Consider the following 18,633-nt stretch of genomic DNA (forward strand, 5'->3'; position numbering starts at 1 on the left):
ACGACCCGCGCACTCTAGCCCGCAGGTTTGCAGATGGCAACCCGGCTGGTTGTACTAGGTATTACCGCTACCAGCATGCCTGTGGTAATGGCAAAATGATCCCTCTTAAAGGATGTTACGGCATTCATCCGCCTTGGGGGCGTAGATGGATGCGGTACGAGCATATGCAAGGAATGTATGATTTCGATCCAAGTAGATGGTCAGGACAAAAGCGCAGAAATTGCCAAGTGGTGGCTCTGTAAAGACAAACAAAAGAGGCTTCAACTCTGTTGCTCTTACGCAGATAAAAGCAGAGACGAATTTCTGCTAAGCGACTGCAATATCGCTCCCATTCGTGAATTGGGCGAGATGTTATTGACCAAGCCCGGTAGTTCGATCATCACGCCCATTTCCAGGGCCACGATCTACGGTGAGCGATATGCCGTCGTGCGTTACGCGGGGTCTGACGAGCCCTATATCTATAAGGTCGAAGATATCGGTTTCACCGAACCTGCAGCGATGAAGGACACCCCGGTTTTCAATTACCTCATCGCGGTGGCGAAGGCTCGGCAAAGCCTCGCGAAATCGAAGGCGGATCTTGAAATCGCCGCCAACGTGGTGCGTCAGCTAGAACGCCTACCTGCTAGTGCCGATACCGCTTTGCATGCCTACTGCACGGCCCAAAATGGGATGCTTGCTGCGGGTGAAGGTCTGATCTTTCCATTCGGCTTGAACGAGAGCCAGCTTGCCGCTGTGGAGCGAGCCTTCAGTGCGCAGGTCAGTGTGATCGAAGGTCCGCCAGGAACCGGCAAAACCCAGACAATCCTCAACATAATTGCCAATATACTTTTACGTGGGCAAACGGTTGCAGTGCTTTCCAACAACAATGCAGCTGTCGAGAACGTCTACGAAAAATTGGAGAAATGCGGCCTCGGTCATTTAGTTGCCAAGCTTGGCAACGGGGATAATCGCAAGGACTTCTTCGCTGATTTGCCAGCATGGCCATCGACTGAATCTGAGCCTGCTCCGACTCTTGAAGAAGTTCAGGCTCAGCTGGCGCACTTGAAGCAGTACTTGCAGGATCACAATCGAGCTGCGCAGTTGGAGATGGAGCTTGATGAGCTGGCCGTTGAGCAGCGCTACTTGCAGCAGTGGCAGGAAGACAGCGGGTTGCAGGCCACTGCTTCGCTGGAAAAGTACGGGCTGACGCCCCGCAAGACGGCAGACCTGATGGCTTATCTTGCCTACCTAGGTGAGGGGCGTATCCGGCTCAAGGATCGCATCGAGCTACTGCTCAATTTCAAGATCCTCCGGGCTAAGCCATTCGCCCAGGGTGATGCGCGCTTGTCCGTCTTCCATGCATTACAGATGCACTATTACGACAAAACGCTGATGGAGAAGCAGGCGGAGCTTCAAAAATGTCGTGACTCGCTTGCCCGTGGCAACTTCGAGGCCTTGCTGGATAAATTGAAAGCGGGCTCGATGAAGCATTTGAAACAGCACTTGCACAATAAGGCGCGCCCCTCAGACAGCTTTGATGCCAAGACGTATCAGCAACAGTTCGACGCCTTTGTGCAGCGTTTTCCAATTGTGGGCAGCGGCACGCATTCCATCGTCAATTCACTTGCTCGGGGAGCCATCCTCGATTATGTGATCGTTGATGAGGCTTCGCTGCAGGATATCGTGCCGGGCATCCTGCCGATGGGCTGTGCGAAGAACCTGATCGTTGTTGGTGACAACCGTCAGCTGGCGCATATTCCCAAGGTGCTTGGCCTCCCGGCCCCTGCCGAAGCGTACGATTGTGAACGCTATAGCCTGCTTGATTCATGCATCGCGGTATTCCAAGACGCGCTGCCTAGAACGCTTTTGAAAGAGCATTACCGCTGCCATCCCAGGATCATCCAGTTCTGCAACCAGCAGTTCTACGACAACGCATTGGTGCCAATGACCAAAGACAACGGCGAGGAGCCGTTGCGTTTGGTCATTACGGGCAAGGGAAACCACGCGCGTAAGAACACCAACCTCCGTGAGTTGGACTCTTTACTCAAGGTGCTCGATGACGAAGGCGAACCCTTTGGCATCGATGAAGACGGACGCGGTTTTATCGCGCCGTTCCGCGCACAGGTCACCCTCTCCGGTGCACATTTGCCGGAAGATTTCATCAAGGACACCGTGCACAAGTTTCAGGGGCGCGAGTGCGACGAGATCGTCTTTTCTACCGTGCTCGACAAGAAGCAGTACAACCAGACGCGTAACCGTTTGGACTTCGTTGATGACCCTCGGATGATCAACGTAGCGGTCTCACGCGCCAAGCATCGTTTTACGTTGGTAACCGGTGACGAGGTATTCGCTAGCAACAACAGCCATGTCGCGGCCTTGATGCGGTACATCGCTTATTACGCTCAGGACGAGCAGATCGTGCGTGCCCCTGTGGTGTCTGCCTTTGATCTGTTGTACCGCGAGTACGATCAGTCGCTGGCGCAGTTGGAAGGGCGTTTGCGTAAGGAGGATTCGCGTTACAAGTCTGAACAGATTGGTGAGCAGCTATTGCGTGAGGCACTTGCTGTTCCAGCGTGCCAAGCACTGAGTTATCACAAGCAGGTCAAGTTAAACCAGGTCGCTTCGCCGACCAATCCAGATTTGACGGAGCTTGAGCTGGCGTTCATGACGAGAGCTAGTTGCGATTTCGTTGTTTATTTCAAGGTGGGTAAAACCCCCTTGGGGGTGATCGAGGTGGATGGTGGTTTTCACGACCGCCCCGATCAGGCTGCGCGGGATGCGCGGAAAAACAGCATCCTTGAGAAAAGCGGTATTCCTATCCTGCGTTTACGTACGGTTGAAAGTCGCATTGAGGAGAGGATTGCCGAGTTCGTTGCGCAATGGGCAAGCCCGGCAACCGAAGCTCAACCTGGATAAGACCGAGCTTCGGTATAGCCCGCGATGTCGGCGCCTCCATGATTTTCAAAGGTTGACCGTCGATAGAGCTACATCGTTTGCTAGGCAAGTCATTGGTTACTACGTGTGGCATTCGCGTGCTTTGGAACAATTGTAAAGAGGAGGGGAGGCGTGAGGCGGATACTATTCGTAATCGGCGGTTTCTTCGTCGCTTTAGCTGCAGCGGTTGGCCTGTATTTCACATTCGGGCTCCGCGCCATCAGCTTGGGCTGCCGCGGCTTTGGTGCAGACTGTTACATTCCGGCAGCTCAGTTTTCGAAAGATATGCAGGCGCTCGCAGTGATGATGTTTCTGGGCACTGCAATGCTTCTGTTCGGCTACGTAACTTTTTGCCTGTGCTCTCGTGCTTGGAGTTGGGCCTTCAAGAAATAACCTTGCTGACCTTAACCCCACCTTCGCTGGCGAATACGGACATCTATGTGGTGATTGTCTTCGCCGAGAAGGCATCTGGGGTTGTCAGCGCCTAGCACGCCCCTACCTCCGCGCCACATCCGAAAAGTAAAACTTGTCGAGCGTATGCCGGGACTGGGTGTACTCGAACTGTCGGCCATCCTGCAGAAAGGTCTGGTTGCTGACGACGATCACGTGGCTCTGGTCGTCCAGGTCGAGGTGCTTGAGGTCGTCCGCGCCGCGGGGCACGGCCTCGATGGTGCGTTGCGAGTAGCTGATCTGCAGCTGCAGGGTCTTTTCGATGTAGTGGTAAATCGAGTGCTCGGCGATGCGGCGATCCAGGCCGGGGATCAGGTCGGCGACGAAGTGGTTGATATCCAGGATCACCCGCCGGCCATCGATGCGCCTGACCCGCTTGATGCGGGTGATCAGGGTGCCTTGTTCCGCCTGGATGTGCTCGCAGAGGCTGCCTTCCAGCGGTAGCTGGCTGAGCTCGACCACCTCGGTGCGCACGTTGCCGCCCAGCCTGGGGTAGGTCTCCTGGAAGCTGACGATGCCGCCGAGCTGGAACTCGATGGGCGCGCGCGACAGCACGAAGGTGCCCTTGCCGTGGATCTTCTGTGCGAAGCCGCGTTCCTGCAGTTGCTCGATGGCCTTGCGCACGGTGCCCCGGCTGGTCTGGTAGCGCTCCATCAGCTCGGTTTCCGAAGGCAGGCGGGCGCCGCGCTCAAGGCGTTCGCTGGTGATGCTGGCAAGCAGATCGCTGTAGATCTGGCTGTATTTGCTCATGTGCAGGGCTCGATGCCGGGTTGTCGTCAAGCGAGGAACCTTAGGGAGCGCGTGGCGGTTTGTCTATCGTCTGGACATGGGGGCGAGGGCGGCCGGGCATTTGCTGGCTGGCCGGCAGGTTGGCAAACAGGGCTTGACTGGTCTATACGAGTTATTGATTTAACTCGTATGTACGAGTAAGGTCTTTTCAGGTTGCTACCTATGCCGCTCTCCAAAAACAAAATCCTCGAAGGATAAAAAGCGCATGAGTCACGATTATTCAGCCATTGCCCGCGACGTGCTGCAGAGCCTCGGCGGCGTCGACAATGTCGAGCAGGCCGCCCATTGCGTGACGCGCCTGCGCCTGTCCCTCAAAGACCCCAAGCAGGTCGACGTGGGAACCTTGAACCAGATCGATCTGGTCAAGGGCTCGTTCTTCACCGGCGGCCTGTACCAGGTGGTGATCGGCCCCGGCGATGTGGAGAAGGTGTATGCCGCGCTGCGCGAGCAGACCGGCCTGGCGGCCATGACCATCGCCGATCTCAAGCAGCAGAGCGCTGCCAAGATCAACGGCATGCAGCGCCTGGTGCGCATTCTCTCCGACGTGTTCATGCCCATCCTGCCGGCGCTGATCATTGCCGGCTTGCTGATGGGGGTGAACAACCTGATCGGCGCCAAGGGCATGTTCATCGAAGGGGTCACCCTGCTGGAGGCCTACCCGTCGCTGGATGGCGTGTGGAGCCTGATCAACCTGATGGCCAATACCTCGTTCGTGTTCCTGCCGGCGCTGGTCGGCTGGTCGGCGGCGAAGCGCTTCGGCGGCAGTGAGATCCTCGGCATCGTGCTGGGCCTGATGCTGGTGCACCCGGACCTGCTCAACGCCTGGAACTACGGCAAGGTGGTCGCCGGCCTGGGCGATCAGGGCATGCCGTACTTCGACATCTTCGGCTGGTTCAAGATCGAGAAGGTCGGTTACCAGGGGCAGATCCTGCCGATCCTGCTGGCGGCCTATGTGATGAGCGTGATCGAGAAATGGCTGCGCGCCCGGGTGCCCAATGCCATCCAGCTGCTGGTGGTGCCGATCACCACCATCGTCATTACCGGCGTTCTGGCGCTGGCGCTGATCGGCCCGGTAACCCGCCACCTGGGCATTCTGATCACCGAGGGCGTGGTCACCCTGTTCGATTTCGCGCCGCTGATTGGTGGGGCGATCTTCGGCGTGTTGTTCGCGCCGCTGGTGATCACCGGCATGCACCACATGTTCCTGGGCGTGGACCTGCAATTGATCTCCACCCAGGGTGGCACCTTCATCTGGCCGATGATCGTGATGTCCAACCTGGCCCAGGGCAGCGCCGCGCTCGGGGTGTTCTACATGACCCGCAACGTGCGGGACAAGAGCATGGCGTCGACCTCGGCGATTTCCGCGTACTTCGGCATCACCGAGCCGGCGATGTTCGGCATCAACCTGCGCTACAAATTCCCGTTCTACGCCGCCCTGATCGGCTCGGCCATGGGCTGCATCTTCCTGTCGCTGAACAAGGTGCAATCTTCGGCCATCGGCGTCGGCGGGCTGCCCGGTTTCATTTCCATCATGCCGCAGTACATCCCGGTGTTCATCGTGGGCATGGTCATCGCCATCGCGGTGCCGTTCCTGCTCACCTGCGCCCTCAGCGTCAAGATCGTCCGCCCCGGCTACCGGGTGGCCTGAACCATCGCTTGGCGAGCGGCAGCGTGATGGCGTGCCGCTCGTTGTTCTAAAACAGATGAAGGAATAGCGCCATGCAAGACTGGCAGCGTTCGGTGATTTACCAGATCTACCCGAAGAGCTTCTACAGCCAAGCCGGCAACCCCACCGGCGACCTGCTCGGTGTGGTGGCCAAGCTCGACTACCTGCAGTGGCTGGGTGTCGACTACCTGTGGCTCACGCCGTTCTTGCGTTCGCCACAGCGGGACAACGGTTACGACATCAGCGACTACTACGCCATCGACCCCAGCTACGGGACCATGGCCGACTGCGAGCTGCTGATCGCCGAGGCGGGCAAGCGCGGCATCAAGCTGATGCTCGATATCGTGGTCAACCACACCTCCATCGAGCACGTGTGGTTCCAGCAGGCGCGCAGCAGCCTCGACAGCCCGTACCGCGACTTCTACATCTGGCGCGACCAGCCGAACAACTGGGAGTCGAAATTCGGCGGCTCGGCGTGGGAGTACGAAGCGCAGACCGGGCAGTACTACCTGCACCTGTTCGACCACACCCAGGCCGACCTCAACTGGGACAACCCCAAGGTGCGCCAGGAAGTCTTCAGAATGATGCGCTTCTGGCGCGACAAGGGCGTGGGCGGCTTCCGCCTGGACGTGATCAACCTGATCTCCAAGCCGGCCGATTTTCCCGAGGATGCCAGCGATGGGCGCCGCTTCTATACCGACGGCCCGAACGTGCATGAGTACCTGCAGGAAATGCACCGCGAGGTGTTCGAAGGCCACGAGCTGATCAACGTCGGCGAGATGTCTTCGACCTCGCTCGAACATTGCATCCGCTATTCGCGCCCGGACTCGAAAGAGTTGTCGATGACCTTCAACTTCCACCACCTGAAGGTGGACTACCCCAATCTGCAGAAGTGGGTGCAGGCCGATTTCGACTTCCTGGCGCTCAAGCGCATCCTCTCCGACTGGCAAACCGGCATGCAGGCCGGCGGCGGCTGGAACGCCTTGTTCTGGTGTAACCATGACCAGCCGCGGGTGGTGTCACGCTTCGGCGATGACGGCAAGTACCGTGTGCAGTCGGCGAAGATGCTCGCCACCGCGCTGCACTTTTTGCAGGGCACTCCATTCATCTATCAGGGCGAGGAACTGGGTATGACCAACCCGGGCTTCGACAGCATCGAGCAATACCGCGATGTCGAGAGCCTGAATATCTACCGCCTCAAACGCAACGCTGGCGAAAGCCCTGCAGCGATCATGGCCACCATCATGCAGAAGTCCCGCGACAACGGGCGCACGCCGATGCAGTGGAATGGCGAGGCGAACGCCGGATTCAGCACCGCCGAACCCTGGATCGGCGTGCCTGGCAATGCCAAGCAGATAAACGTCGCCAACCAGTTCGACGATCCCACGTCGGTGCTGCACTACTACCGCCAGCTGGTTGGCTTGCGCCGCCGGGAGCCGCTGATCCAGCAGGGCGTCTATCGCCAACTGCTGGCGGAGCATGAGCAGGTGTGGATCTACCTGCGCGAAAGTGAAAGCGCCCATGAACGGCTGCTGGTGGTGAACAACTTCTATGGCACCGCGTGCGAAGTCGAGCTGCCTGAGCGGGTGATCGACACCGCCAGCAGCCAACGGCTGGTGATCAGCAATTACCCGGACTGCGAGCCGCGGGGGCGCCAGTTGTACCTGAGGCCTTATGAGTCCTTCGTGTTGCACCTTGCAGACAGCTGATCGAGGGCCGCGCCGCGCATGCCCGAGTCGCCGCGCGGCGCTCGACCCCGAGCAACCCAGTTACGCCATGCATTCCAAGAATAAAACCGCAGGTGAAGCCATGACCGTACCTCAACCCTTGCAATTGCTGGCACCGCTCTCCGGGGTGCTGGTGCCCCTTGATCATGTGCCTGACCCGGTGTTCGCCAATCGGGTGATCGGTGACGGCCTGTGCATCGACCCCACGTCGCAGACCCTGTGCGCGCCCCTGGCGGGCGTGGTCAGCGACCTGCAATCCAGTGGCCACGCCATCACCATTACCCATGAGGGCGGCGCGCAGATTCTGCTGCATATCGGCCTGGATACCGTGAACCTGGCCGGCAAGGGATTCACCGCGCTGGTCGAAAAAGACCAGCGTGTCGAGGCCGGCCAGGCGTTGATCGAGTTCGATGCCGACCATATCGCCGTGCATGCGCGCAGCCTGATGACGCTGATGCTGGTGGTCAGCGGCGAGCCGTTCAGCATGCTTACCGGTGACAGCGCCAGGGTGGTCGGTGGCCAGCCGTTGCTGGAGCTTGGCCACGTCGGGCTGGTGGACGATGCGCCGGTGAATGAAGGTGAGGCGCTGGTCTCGCAGCCGATCAGCCTGCCCAATGCCAATGGGCTGCATGCCCGGCCGGCAGCAGTGTTCGCCCAGGCCGCCAAGGGCTTCAAGGCCGATATCCGCCTGCACCGGCAGCAGGACAGTGCCAACGGCAAATCCCTGGTGGCGATCATGGCCATGCAGCCGGCCCTTGGCGACGTTCTGACCATCAGCGCCACCGGCGAGGATGCCGCTGCGGCCATCGAGACGCTGGCCGAGTTGCTGGCCGATGGCTGCGGAGAGTCCGTGGCACCGGTTGCGGTCAGCGCACCGGCCATCGAAGCGGCGCCGGCAGCGAAGAGCTCGGCAATGTCGTTGCAGGGCGTCTGTGCTTCAGCAGGCTCTGCCCTCGGGCAGGTGGTCCAGGTGGTGGAGCGCAAGCTGGAAATTGCCGAGGCCGCCAGTGACCCGCGCGCCGAGCTGCAAGTGCTGGATCATGCATTGGCAGAGGCGTTGACTGCCTTGCAGAAGCTGCGCGACGAGGCGGGGAGCGAGGCCCAGGAGGAGATCTTCAAGGCCCATCAGGAACTGCTGGAAGACCCGAGCCTGCTGGAGCAGGCCCGGCTGCTGATCAACCAGGGCAAAAGCGCCGCCTTCGCCTGGAACTCGGTGACCGAAGCGACCGCCGAGCTGTTCAAGGCCAGTGGCAACCGGTTCCTGGCCGAGCGTGCCCTGGATCTTGCCGATGTCGGGCAGCGGGTGCTCAAGCTGATGCTGGATGTGCAAGACAGCGCCTGGGAGCTGCCCGACCAGGCCATTCTGGTGGCCGAACAACTGACCCCGTCGCAGACCGCGGCACTGGATACCAGCAAGGTGGTGGGCTTTGCCACGGTTGGCGGCGGGGCCACCAGCCACGTCGCGATCCTGGCCCGTGCGCTGGGGCTGCCGGCGGTCTGCGGCCTGCCGGCCGAGGTGCTTGCCCTGGCCGACGGCACCCGGGTGCTGCTCGATGCCGACAAGGGCGAACTGCACCTGGATCCCGATCCCGTTTCCATCGAGCAGTTGCAGGCCCAGCGCGAGCAACGAGCCCTGCGCCAGCAGCGCGACCTCGAGCAGGCCTCGCTGGCCGCCACCACCCGCGATGGCCATCGCTTCGAGGTCACCGCCAATATCGCCTCGCTGGCGGAGGCCGAGCAGGCCATTGAGCTGGGCGGTGAAGGGGTAGGGCTGCTGCGTTCGGAGTTTCTCTACCTGGAACGCAGCAACGCGCCCAGCCAGGACGAACAGGCGGCCACCTATAGCGCCATTGCGCGTGCCCTGGGCCCGGAGCGCAACCTGGTGGTGCGCACCCTCGACGTTGGCGGTGACAAGCCGCTGGCCTATGTGCCGATGGAGGCCGAGGCCAACCCGTTCCTCGGCATGCGCGGCATTCGTCTGTGCCTGGAGCGCCCGCAGCTGCTGCGCGAGCAGTTGCGCGCCATCCTGGCGAGCTGCGCGCTGGCGCGTCTGCATATCATGTTGCCGATGGTCAGCCAGTTGTCCGAATTGCGCCTGGTCCGGCAGATCCTCGAAGAGGAGGCGGCGAGCCTCGGCCTGACAACGCTGCCCAAGCTCGGCATCATGATCGAGGTGCCGTGCGCGGCATTGATGGCCGATGCGTTCGCCCCGCAAGTCGACTTCTTCTCCATCGGCACCAACGACCTGACCCAGTACACCCTGGCGATGGATCGTGACCACCCACGCCTGGCCAGCCAGGCCGACAGTTTTCACCCCGCGGTGCTGCGCTTGATCGCGACCACCGTGAAAGCCGCCCACGCCCATGGCAAATGGGTCGGCGTCTGCGGCGCCATGGCCTCCGAGCCGCTGGCCGTGCCGCTGTTGCTGGGCCTGGGGGTGGATGAACTGTCGGCCAGCGTGCCGCTGATTCCAGCCATCAAGGCAGCGATTCGCGACGTGCAACTCAGCGATTGCGAGGCCATCGCCCGCCAGGCGCTGACCCTGGAAAGCGCCGGGCAGGTTCGCGAAGCCCTGCTGTCATGGCGGCCATCGTCGTTACCCCTGTCACCTGTGCTGGAGAGCTGAGCATGTTCGACAAATTGCAAAGTGCCTTCTGGAAGGCCCTGACGCCGGATCTGGTGCCGGACGAGCCCAGGGTGAGCGCGGCGACCGCAACACTGCTGCCGGCCAATGTCGTCGAGGCACTGGGTGGCGAGAAGAACCTGACCTCGCAACAGCGCGTCGCGATTACCCGCATCCGCGTGCAGCTACGCGACGCTGAACGCCTCGACGAGCCGGCGTTGCAAGCGCCTGGCATGCCTGCGGTGATGGTGCTGGGTAACGGCGTGGTGCATGTGCTGACCCCGGTGGCGGCGCCGCTGGCGGAAACCGGCTGAGGCGTTGCTGCAGTCAGGTGGCGCTGGTTCTTGTCATACTGGGTGTACTGCCCATGTCGGGCTGGGGCTTGGCGACAAAAGCCCATGAACACCAAGACGAGGTACATGGTTGATGGACAGAAAGCCGGCGTGGCCGTTGACCCTCTATTTTGACGGCGAGTGCCCACTCTGTGCCCGGGAGATAAACACCCTGCGCGGGCGTGCGGCTGCAGAGCGTCTGCGTTTCGTGGATATCCGCGAGCAAGGTTTCGAGCCCGAGTCCATGGGCCTCACCTTTGCCCGGATGGAATCATTGCTGCACGCCAGGTTTGCCGACGGCAGCTGGGTCACCGGCCTGGACGCCACGCTGTGGAGCTGGCGCGCGGCTGGCCTCGGCTTCTGGGCTGCACCGCTGTCGTGGCGCTGGGCCAGGCCGCTGCTGAACGCGGCCTACCGGCTTTTCTGCCGCTGGCGTCCGCACCTGGCCTGGCTGCCTCATCCTGATGGAGCCGCCCGCTGTAACGGGGAGCGCTGCGCGGTTCCCAAGAGCGCCGATATTCCCCCCGAACGGCCCTAGACCTTGAACTGATCCATCAACGCCTGCTGATGGTTGGCCAGGGCATTCAGCGAGCGGCTGACCTGGGCGGATTCGTCCGCCTGTTCGGCCAGCGATTCGGTGACGTCGCGAATGCCGGCCACGTTGCGGTTGATTTCCTCGGCCACGGCGCTCTGTTCTTCGGCGGCGCTGGCGATCTGCAGGTTCATGCTGGTGATCACCGAGACCGCGTCGCCGATACGCTTGAGCGCGCTGACGGCGAGGGCAACGTGGCTGACGTTGTCCTGGGCCTGGAGGTGGCCGTCGTGCATGGATTCCACCACGTCGCGGGTGCCTTGCTGCAGGCGCTCGATGACCTGGCGGATTTCCTCGATCGACACCTGGGTGCGGGTGGCCAGGCTTCTGACCTCATCGGCGACGACGGCGAAGCCACGGCCGGCTTCACCGGCACGCGCGGCCTCGATGGCGGCGTTGAGGGCCAGGAGGTTGGTTTGCTCGGCGATGCTGCGAATGGCTTCGAGCACCGAACCGATCTGCTCGCTGCTGGCCGCCAGGCCTTCGACGTCGCGCATGGCGGTGCCGAGGTCCTGGGCCAGGCGCTCGATACGCTGGGTGGTCTGGTCGACCACCTGGAGGCCTTCGCGGGTGGCTTCGTCGGCGCTGCGCGCGGCGGCGGCGGCCTCGGAGGCATTTTGCGCGACGTCCTGGGCGGTCGCGCTCATTTCATTGGAGGCGGTTGCCACCTGTTCGACTTCGCTGAGCTGCGCTTGCATGCCCTGGCTGGTGCGGGCGGCGATGCCGGCGGATTGATCGGCGGTCTGGCGGGCGGACTGCACCGAGTCCTTCACCTTGGCCACGATCGGCTGCAGCTTGTCGAGGAATTGATTGAAGCCATCGGCCAAGCGGCCCAGTTCGTCCTGGCGCGGGTACTGCAGGCGGCGGGTCAGGTCGCCTTCGCCGCTGGCGATATCGTCGAGCATATCGGCGACCGACAGGATGGGCCGAGTGACGCGCCGCGCCATGATGTTCATGAGCACCAGGCCCAGCACGATCGCGCCGATGCCCACCAGCCAGGAGATCATGCTGTCGCGGGTGCGCTGCGTCTCGAGGGTGTCGGCGAGTGCCAGTGCGCGGGTGAGCACCACCGATTTCGGCGCCTGGATCAGAACGCCCCAGCTGTTGGCTCCGGGAATGGGCTGCACGGGCTGCATGACGCCGATCGATTGCTCGCTCGACACCACCGACGGCTGGCCAGCCTGCAGGGCCTGTCGCAATGCGCTCGCCTGGGCCTGGTCGGCGTTATCCAGGGGCTTGCCGAGCTGGGTGGCGTCTCGGGTGTGCGCCGCCAGCAGCCCGGCCGGGCTGATGATGCTGATTTCGCCCTGGCCTTCATACAGGTTGCGGTTCGCGGATTCGGCCAGCGCTTGCAGCGCGGCCAGGCTGATGTCGAGCCCGATCACGCCGATCACCTTGCCGCCGTCCTGCAGGGGCAGGGCCACGCTGGTCATCAGCACGGGCTGCCCATCCACCCGGTCGACATAGGGGTCGAGCAGGCACGCCGCCGCGCTCTTGAACGGGCAGCTGTACCAGGCGTTATAGGCCGCGCCGCTCGGGCCGGGGGAGGTGTCGGCCAGATCCTCTTCGCTGATCACTTCGGCTGCGAACGCGCCCGGCTTGCTCTGCGTCCAATACAGCGCAAAGCGGCCCGTCTCGTTACTGCCCGCGCCGTCGTTAGCGATGAAGGCTGCATCCTGCCCATCCAATCCGTTGGGCTCGAAGGCAACGTAGATACCGAGGGACTCGGGGCGCGCCTTCAGCGCATCGCCCAGCACGGCGGTCAGGTCGCTACGCAGCGCCTCGGCGCTTAGCACGCCCTTGGCGTGCTGGTTGCGCAGCAGGTCGACCTGCTTGGCGACGCCGAGGCCATACAGGTATACCTCGAGGAATTCGCTGCGCGTACTTTGCGCCTGTGCCTCGCCGATGGCCTGCAGACGCAACTGGGCGGAGTCGCCCAGCATCTGGAAGCTGCTGCCCTTGACCACTTCGCTGCTACGCGCCGCGTAAAACTGCGAGACGAGCACGAGCAGGGTGACGACCAGGAACAGGCAGAGGCCGGCGAGGGCGGTCAGTTTGAACTGGATGGAGAGCCGATTGAACATGGGAACAACCATTCGGAGAGGGGTTGGCACGTTATCGGCGGCCCTGCGAATAGCTTCAGCCGGTTATATAACCATCTGTATCAGAACCGGGTCAGCGTCGCTGCGGCTTATCCGGAGTCGGCCCTCTGCAGCCCCTGAAGGAGCGGCAGGGAAGAGCCGATTTCTGCATGTTCGCCGAGGCTGTAACCCCCCGGCGCCAGGGCCAGGCCTGCATACGTTGGTGGCGCCACGATTCGCCCAGGCGTGCAAGCCGCTGCCACTCGATATCGAGCGCGCTCGTTGCCGGAGTTCAAGCCACCAATGCTGACCGAAATCTGTTAAAGCCAGCGGTACCCGTAACGTGGTTCGATACGTGCTTTACTCAGCGCTGGCAATCACTGCCATCGTTACTCAATCACTGGATCCCGGCATGCGATTGTCCACCTTTATCGATAAAAACATGGAGCCCATTCTGCAGGCCTGGGAGGACTTCGCGCGGACGATCAACGTCCCCGGCAGGGCGCTGGATGCCGAGGCCCTGCGCGACCATGCGGGGCATATGCTGCGGGCCATCGTCGAGGACCTCGATACGCCGCAGAGCAGGCAACAGCAGCGGGACAAATCCCATGGCATTGGGCCTGTCAATGATCAGCAGACGGCCGCCGAGACCCATGCCATCACGCGGCTGATGGCCGGCTTCACGCTCGATCAGATGGTCTCCGAGTACCGAGCGTTGCGAACCAGCGTGCTGAGCTTGTGGATGTCGCGGGTAAAGGCGGGGGAGGCGCTGGATATCGAGGACACGGTGCGTTTCCACGAAGCCATCGACCAGGCGCTGGCCGAGTCGATTGCCAACTATTCCCGTGCCCTGGAGGTTTCGCGCACGCTGTTTCTGGGAATATTGGGGCACGACCTGCGAAACCCGCTCAGCGCCATTCTACTGGGGGCCGACATGCTGCAGCGCAACGCAAACCTCTCTGATAAATCCGCCCATGTCGCCGGGCAGATTCATGCCAGTGCCGGGCGCGCCAACCGCATCGTAGGGGACTTGCTCGATTTCACCCGCTCTCACCTCGGATCGACTTTGCCGGTGCGTCTCCAGGCGGTCGACCTGGTTCCCGTGTGCCATCGGATCGTCAGCGAGGCGAAGGCTGCGCATCCGCTTTCGGACATTCGCTGCGATGCAACCGGTAGCGGTGTCGGGCGTTTCGATGAGGCGCGCATGGAGCAGGTCTTCTCCAACCTGATCAGCAATGCCGTTCATCATGGTGATGCTGGCTCGCCGGTCACGGTAAGTTTCACGTCGCGGGTCGAAGAATTGATCTTCACCGTTCATAACTGGGGCCAGCCCATTCCCGATGACGTGTTGCCCTTCATCTTCAATCCGATGGGGCGGTTTTCCCAGCACGCGGTCACTGACCTCGGGCCTTGCGCCGGCATGGGGTTGGGGCTGTACATCACCTCGCAGATCGTCGTGGCGCATAACGGCGAGATCGACGTGAGGTCGACGGCCGAGCACGGCACCGTCTTCGAGATCCGCTTGCCCCGATAGGCCGGCGAAACCGCGCCGGCAGTGCATCCGCACGGGCCAGGCACCCGAGCTGAGCGAGGGTTGCTGGCCCAGGCCCGGCGTGGCGCGCCGCCGTTGCCGGGCCGCCTCCCATCTCTGCTGCCGCCAACCGAGGCTCGTGCTGAGGGCTGCCGCCTGTCGTAAGCATTGCACTTGCGCCATTCACGGCCTTTCAGAGCTGTATACGCAGATGTCCTGCGTGGTTACGGGAGTGTGGTCATGGCAGTCGAACATAACGAATCAGAATCCGCCTTCGAGTCTTCCAGCGACAAGGAAGTGGATACCGGCGCAGGGCACGGCTCGGGGCTGGAAAAGGCCAAGTCGGAGCCCAAGCAGGGCAGCAACGAGGCCGAAGCCAAGAAGAATCGTGTGGAATGGAACCCGCCGGCGGGCAACCCGGGCTCGGATCAGGACGCGCTGAAAGAGCGTGATATCGGTTCTGCGAGAACGGATGAGCGTTAAGTGCTTGTTCGTGGCCGGCAGGGGCTGGTTCGTTGGCGATAGCCGGGCCAGTCGATCATCCAGATGGGGGCGGGCAAGGGGCATCCAGGCCACGCCGATGATTTCGCGCGCATGGCGCGCTCCCACGGGAGCAGGTCGGCGTGCGTGATGCCGGGCGTGGGATGGGTCGGGGCGCGTAGGTGAAACCCATCAAAATCATGATGGGTTTCACCCATCCACAAACTGCGGATTTATCAAATGTGGGAGGGCGCCATGCGCCCGATTCGCGGGCATGGCCCGCTCCCACAGGATAAGAGGTTGGTCAACTGTAGGATGGGTCGGGCCGCGTAGGTGAAACCCATCAAAGTCACTGCGGGCTTCATCAAGCAAGCGACTTTCCTCTCCGCTGTCAGGCCGCCGTTTCTGGCCGCGCCATGCCGGTCGGCTGGCTTGTTGAATCTTTGCCGGTGAGCGGCATCTTTCAACATGTAACGGTCAGCCATGGCCGGCCTGCAGGCGGCTGGCGCCGCAGCTGTGCAACTCCAACAGGACGTGAACCATGCCCACCGCCAATACCCCGCCCAACCCGACCCTGAAGCGCGCCATCACGGGGTCGATGCTGACGCTGTTCATTCTCGGGGACGTGCTGGGCGCCGGTGTGTATGCGTTGGCCGGGGTGATTGCCGGGGAGGTGGGGGGCGCGGTGTGGGTGGCCTTGCTGGTGGCTCTGGGCTTTGCCCTGCTCACCGCCGGTTCGTATGCCGAGCTGGTCACCAAGTACCCCCATGCCGGCGCGTCTGCGGTGTTCGCGGCCAGGGCGTACAAGTCGCCATTGGTGTCGTTTCTGGTGGGTTTCTGCATGCTGGCGGCGGCGGTTACCAGCGCGGCGGGGTTGTCCCTGGCGTTCGCCGGGGATTACCTGGCGGCCTTCGTCGACGTTCCTGCCCATGGCGCGGCGCTGATTTTCCTGGTGGTGATCGGCCTGCTCAATGCGCGGGGCATCAAGGAGTCGCTGTCGGCCAACCTGGTGATGACCACCATCGAGCTGTCCGGCCTGCTGCTGGTGATATTCGCCGCGGCGTGGTTCCTGCGCGGCGGTGAGGGGGATTTCAGCCGGGTGGTGGAATTCAAGGCCGGGGTCAATCCGGCCTTTGCGGTGCTGGGTGCGGCGCTGCTGGCGTTCTATTCCTTCGTGGGTTTCGAGACCTCGGCCAACCTCGCTGAGGAGATTCGTGACGTGCGCAAGACCTACCCGCGGGCGTTGTTCGGTGCGCTGATCATCGCCGGGGCGATCTACATGGCGGTGGCCGTTGGCGCTGCGCTGGTGATGCCCGTCGAGCAGTTGGCCAACTCCACGGCGCCGCTGCTGGAGGTGGTAAAGGCCTCGGGCCTGGGCATCCCACCGCAGCTGTTCGCCTTTATCGCGCTGATCGCCGTGGCCAACGGTGCGTTGCTGACCATGATCATGGCCAGCCGCCTGGCCTATGGCATGGCCCACCAGGGGCTGCTGCCGAGCGTGCTGGGCGGCGTGCTGGCCAAGCGGCGCACGCCGGCGGCGGCCATCCTGGCGACCACGGCGGTGGCCATCGTGCTGACGCTGACCGGTTCGCTGGCAACCCTGGCGCAAACCGTGGTGCTGCTGTTGCTGTTCGTGTTCATCAGCACCAACCTGGCGGTGCTGGTGCTGCGCCGTGATCAGGTGGCAGAGGAGCACTTCCGGGTGCCGACCTGGGTGCCGGTGCTGGGGGTGGCCTCGTGCCTGCTGCTGATGACCCAGCAGGATGGGCAAACCTGGCTGCGTGCCGGCGCGTTGTTGCTGGTCGGCGTGGTGCTGTACGGCATCACCCGGGCCGGCGGGGTGAGGCCGCTCAAGGCCGAGGATTACAAGGTGGTGGAGCGTTGAGCGGGGGTGAAACAGCACCGGTAATTAGAGTGCCATTAGCACGCCTGTGCTAATGACCGGGCCTCGATGCGGGGTTATGGTTCGGTGGTATCTCCAACGTTTTCAAGCCCTTGCGCCATTGCGGCGAGGCGACCGTTCGTTGTGGAGCATCACTATAATCCCAAGGAAGCACACCATGAAACTGCATTCCCCGGTCACCACTTTCGCGCTGCTCGGCGTCCTGTTCGTCGGCCTCGCTGGCTGCAGCAACATCAAACCATCGGAAGACAAGCTCAAGTCGCTGGCCGAGACCAATCTGGGCGAGTCGGTCAGCAGCATCGGCAATGTGCGCAACGATTCCATGCAAACCTACTTCGTGGCGCGCACCAGCTCCGGTGACTACAACTGCACGGTACCCAGCGGCGCCAGTGGCGGCGCGGCCACCATCGCCAGCTTTGGCATGATGCAGCCCCACGCGGTTTGCCAGCGCAAGGGCACCGGCAGCGGTACGCCAGCGCCGTTCGGCCAGTAGCCCCACGGGCCCCTGGCCCGAAATCCGTGCCCCAGCGAAAAGCCCGACCAGGGATGGCCGGGCTTTTTCACGTCGCTCGCCTGGCTGCAGCAGCGGACAGGGCGTACCTGTCAGGCCGTGGGCCAGCCTTGCGGCGGGTTATTCGAGTTCGTGGAGCAGGGTGACGCCGAAGTACAGGCCGATCACCAACAGCGCCAGGAATACCACTGCCGAGCCGATCAGGAATGTAGTCATGCTGCGGGCCTCTTCTTCGTTGGGGCGCCGTGTTGTCGGCGCGATAGAACGATAGAAGCTTCTCGGTGCCGATCCGTTCAGGTGATTTTGCCCGGGCAGGGCACGCGGCTGGGTGCGCTGCCCTCAACGCAGCCGTTCGTGGCTCAGCGCCGGCGACCAGCTGCGCTGCGCACAGCGCGGGCAACAGGCCTGCTGCCCGCTGCTCATCGGTTGCGTGTAGCCGCAGCGCACGCAGGCATAGGTGCCCGCTTCCGGCACCTGCTGGTGTTCGCTGCGATGCGCGCCCGGCAGCACCGAAAGGCCGGGCTTCACCTCGTGTGCGGCGAAGAAGTACAGGCTCATGTCGCCATCGGTTTCCAGAATGCCAAGGCGCACCTGGCCGAGGTGCTCGACGCCTTGCTGGCGCAGTTCCATGAAGAATTCGTCGGAGGAGATGTTCAGGTGGTCCAGGCTGTTCAGTTCGTAGAGCCCGTCCTTGATGATGGTCACGGGCTTGCCTTCCATCCAGTCGGAAAAGCGCTCGCTACGGCGCATCGTCATCACCGTGGCGCGGTACAGCACCAGCAGGGTGACGAAGACCATGGCCACTGGCAGCAATGGCACGTCGTCGTAGAACGACACGTCCCCGGCAGCCGAGCCCAGGGTGAGGATCACCACCAGCTCGAACAGCGACAACTGGCGGATACCGCGCCGGCCGCTGACCTTGAGGAACACGAACACCACCACGAAGGCGAACAGCGCGCGAAACGCCACTTCGCCTAGAAACAACAAGGGCATATCAGCCAGCAGCATGCGCTGCCAATCGAACGCGCTCATTTT

At 62.5% G+C, this 18,633-nt stretch carries 13 protein-coding genes and 1 pseudogene; 10 read left to right on the plus strand and 4 right to left on the minus strand.

The window, feature by feature from the left end; genetic code table 11:
- The first annotated feature begins 177 nt into the window (after positions 1-177).
- A complete protein-coding gene (locus tag QYS36_RS07205) occupies positions 178-2,895 on the plus strand; it encodes an AAA domain-containing protein (protein ID WP_308838824.1) in 2,718 nt (905 codons plus the stop codon).
- A 513-nt stretch (positions 2,896-3,408) separates the two neighbouring features.
- Here QYS36_RS07205 and treR read toward each other — a convergent pair.
- Complete coding sequence (treR, locus tag QYS36_RS07210; RefSeq protein ID WP_308838825.1) at positions 3,409-4,113, minus strand: trehalose operon repressor; 705 nt, start codon at positions 4,111-4,113, stop codon at positions 3,409-3,411.
- A gap of 244 nt (positions 4,114-4,357) precedes the next feature.
- On the opposite strand from treR, the gene treP reads away from it, so the two are divergent.
- The 5 genes from treP (at position 4,358) to QYS36_RS07235 (ending at position 11,038) form a co-directional block, all read left to right on the plus strand.
- Positions 4,358-5,800, plus strand: coding sequence for a PTS system trehalose-specific EIIBC component (gene treP / locus QYS36_RS07215; RefSeq protein WP_308838826.1), 1,443 nt, complete (start codon positions 4,358-4,360; stop codon positions 5,798-5,800).
- Positions 5,801-5,871: 71 nt separating this feature from the next.
- A complete protein-coding gene (gene treC / locus QYS36_RS07220) occupies positions 5,872-7,527 on the plus strand; it encodes an alpha,alpha-phosphotrehalase (protein WP_308838827.1) in 1,656 nt (551 codons plus the stop codon).
- A gap of 100 nt (positions 7,528-7,627) precedes the next feature.
- Entirely contained in the window at positions 7,628-10,171 is a 2,544-nt protein-coding gene (gene ptsP / locus QYS36_RS07225) for a phosphoenolpyruvate--protein phosphotransferase (RefSeq protein WP_308838828.1), read from the plus strand.
- Positions 10,172-10,173: 2 nt separating this feature from the next.
- Positions 10,174-10,482 carry a PTS transporter subunit EIIB gene (locus QYS36_RS07230; protein WP_308838829.1) on the plus strand — a complete coding sequence of 103 codons (309 nt, stop codon included), beginning with the start codon at positions 10,174-10,176 and terminating at the stop codon, positions 10,480-10,482.
- A gap of 112 nt (positions 10,483-10,594) precedes the next feature.
- Complete coding sequence (locus QYS36_RS07235; protein ID WP_308838830.1) at positions 10,595-11,038, plus strand: DUF393 domain-containing protein; 444 nt, start codon at positions 10,595-10,597, stop codon at positions 11,036-11,038.
- On the opposite strand, the gene QYS36_RS23910 is transcribed toward QYS36_RS07235, so the two are convergent.
- Both QYS36_RS23910 and QYS36_RS23915 read right to left on the minus strand, forming a co-directional pair.
- Complete coding sequence (locus QYS36_RS23910) at positions 11,035-11,790, minus strand: methyl-accepting chemotaxis protein (protein ID WP_374990428.1); 756 nt, start codon at positions 11,788-11,790, stop codon at positions 11,035-11,037. The two genes, QYS36_RS07235 and QYS36_RS23910, sit on opposite strands and share 4 nt — an antisense overlap.
- 102 nt (positions 11,791-11,892) lie before the next feature.
- A pseudogene (locus QYS36_RS23915) lies at positions 11,893-13,188 on the minus strand (HAMP domain-containing protein); the annotation flags it as partial.
- Positions 13,189-13,585: 397 nt separating this feature from the next.
- Here QYS36_RS23915 and QYS36_RS07245 point away from each other — a divergent pair.
- The 4 genes from QYS36_RS07245 (at position 13,586) to QYS36_RS07260 (ending at position 17,580) form a co-directional block, all read left to right on the plus strand.
- Entirely contained in the window at positions 13,586-14,707 is a 1,122-nt protein-coding gene (locus QYS36_RS07245) for a sensor histidine kinase (protein ID WP_308838832.1), read from the plus strand.
- A 237-nt stretch (positions 14,708-14,944) separates the two neighbouring features.
- Positions 14,945-15,187, plus strand: coding sequence for a hypothetical protein (locus QYS36_RS07250; RefSeq protein ID WP_308838833.1), 243 nt, complete (start codon positions 14,945-14,947; stop codon positions 15,185-15,187).
- A gap of 538 nt (positions 15,188-15,725) precedes the next feature.
- The gene (locus QYS36_RS07255) at positions 15,726-17,069 is read left to right on the plus strand and encodes an amino acid permease (protein WP_308838834.1); all 1,344 of its coding nucleotides are present in this window, start codon (positions 15,726-15,728) and stop codon (positions 17,067-17,069) included.
- A 175-nt stretch (positions 17,070-17,244) separates the two neighbouring features.
- Complete coding sequence (locus QYS36_RS07260; protein ID WP_308838835.1) at positions 17,245-17,580, plus strand: hypothetical protein; 336 nt, start codon at positions 17,245-17,247, stop codon at positions 17,578-17,580.
- Between the two features lie 357 nt (positions 17,581-17,937).
- Here the strand turns inward: QYS36_RS07260 and QYS36_RS07265 are convergent, their stop codons facing one another.
- Positions 17,938-18,630: a YetF domain-containing protein gene (locus tag QYS36_RS07265; protein WP_308838836.1), complete on the minus strand. Its 693-nt coding sequence runs from the start codon at positions 18,628-18,630 to the stop codon at positions 17,938-17,940.
- Positions 18,631-18,633 lie beyond the last annotated feature (3 nt).

The organism is Pseudomonas sp. G34 (assembly GCF_031119625.1).
GTDB lineage: Bacteria > Pseudomonadota > Gammaproteobacteria > Pseudomonadales > Pseudomonadaceae > Aquipseudomonas.

Excerpts from the sequence above, each read along its gene's own strand:
- ptsP (WP_308838828.1), top strand. The coding sequence starts at position 7,628 with ATGACCGTACCTCAACCCTTGCAATTGCTGGCACCGCTCTCCGGGGTG.
- QYS36_RS23910 (WP_374990428.1), bottom strand. The coding sequence starts at position 11,790 with ATGCAAGCGCAGCTCAGCGAAGTCGAACAGGTGGCAACCGCCTCCAAT.
- QYS36_RS07245 (WP_308838832.1), top strand. The coding sequence starts at position 13,586 with ATGCGATTGTCCACCTTTATCGATAAAAACATGGAGCCCATTCTGCAG.
- QYS36_RS07205 (WP_308838824.1), top strand. The coding sequence starts at position 178 with ATGATTTCGATCCAAGTAGATGGTCAGGACAAAAGCGCAGAAATTGCC.
- treP (WP_308838826.1), top strand. The coding sequence starts at position 4,358 with ATGAGTCACGATTATTCAGCCATTGCCCGCGACGTGCTGCAGAGCCTC.
- QYS36_RS07250 (WP_308838833.1), top strand. The coding sequence starts at position 14,945 with ATGGCAGTCGAACATAACGAATCAGAATCCGCCTTCGAGTCTTCCAGC.
- treC (WP_308838827.1), top strand. The coding sequence starts at position 5,872 with ATGCAAGACTGGCAGCGTTCGGTGATTTACCAGATCTACCCGAAGAGC.
- QYS36_RS07235 (WP_308838830.1), top strand. The coding sequence starts at position 10,595 with ATGGACAGAAAGCCGGCGTGGCCGTTGACCCTCTATTTTGACGGCGAG.
- QYS36_RS07260 (WP_308838835.1), top strand. The coding sequence starts at position 17,245 with ATGAAACTGCATTCCCCGGTCACCACTTTCGCGCTGCTCGGCGTCCTG.
- QYS36_RS07265 (WP_308838836.1), bottom strand. The coding sequence starts at position 18,630 with ATGAGCGCGTTCGATTGGCAGCGCATGCTGCTGGCTGATATGCCCTTG.
- treR (WP_308838825.1), bottom strand. The coding sequence starts at position 4,113 with ATGAGCAAATACAGCCAGATCTACAGCGATCTGCTTGCCAGCATCACC.
- QYS36_RS07230 (WP_308838829.1), top strand. The coding sequence starts at position 10,174 with ATGTTCGACAAATTGCAAAGTGCCTTCTGGAAGGCCCTGACGCCGGAT.
- QYS36_RS07255 (WP_308838834.1), top strand. The coding sequence starts at position 15,726 with ATGCCCACCGCCAATACCCCGCCCAACCCGACCCTGAAGCGCGCCATC.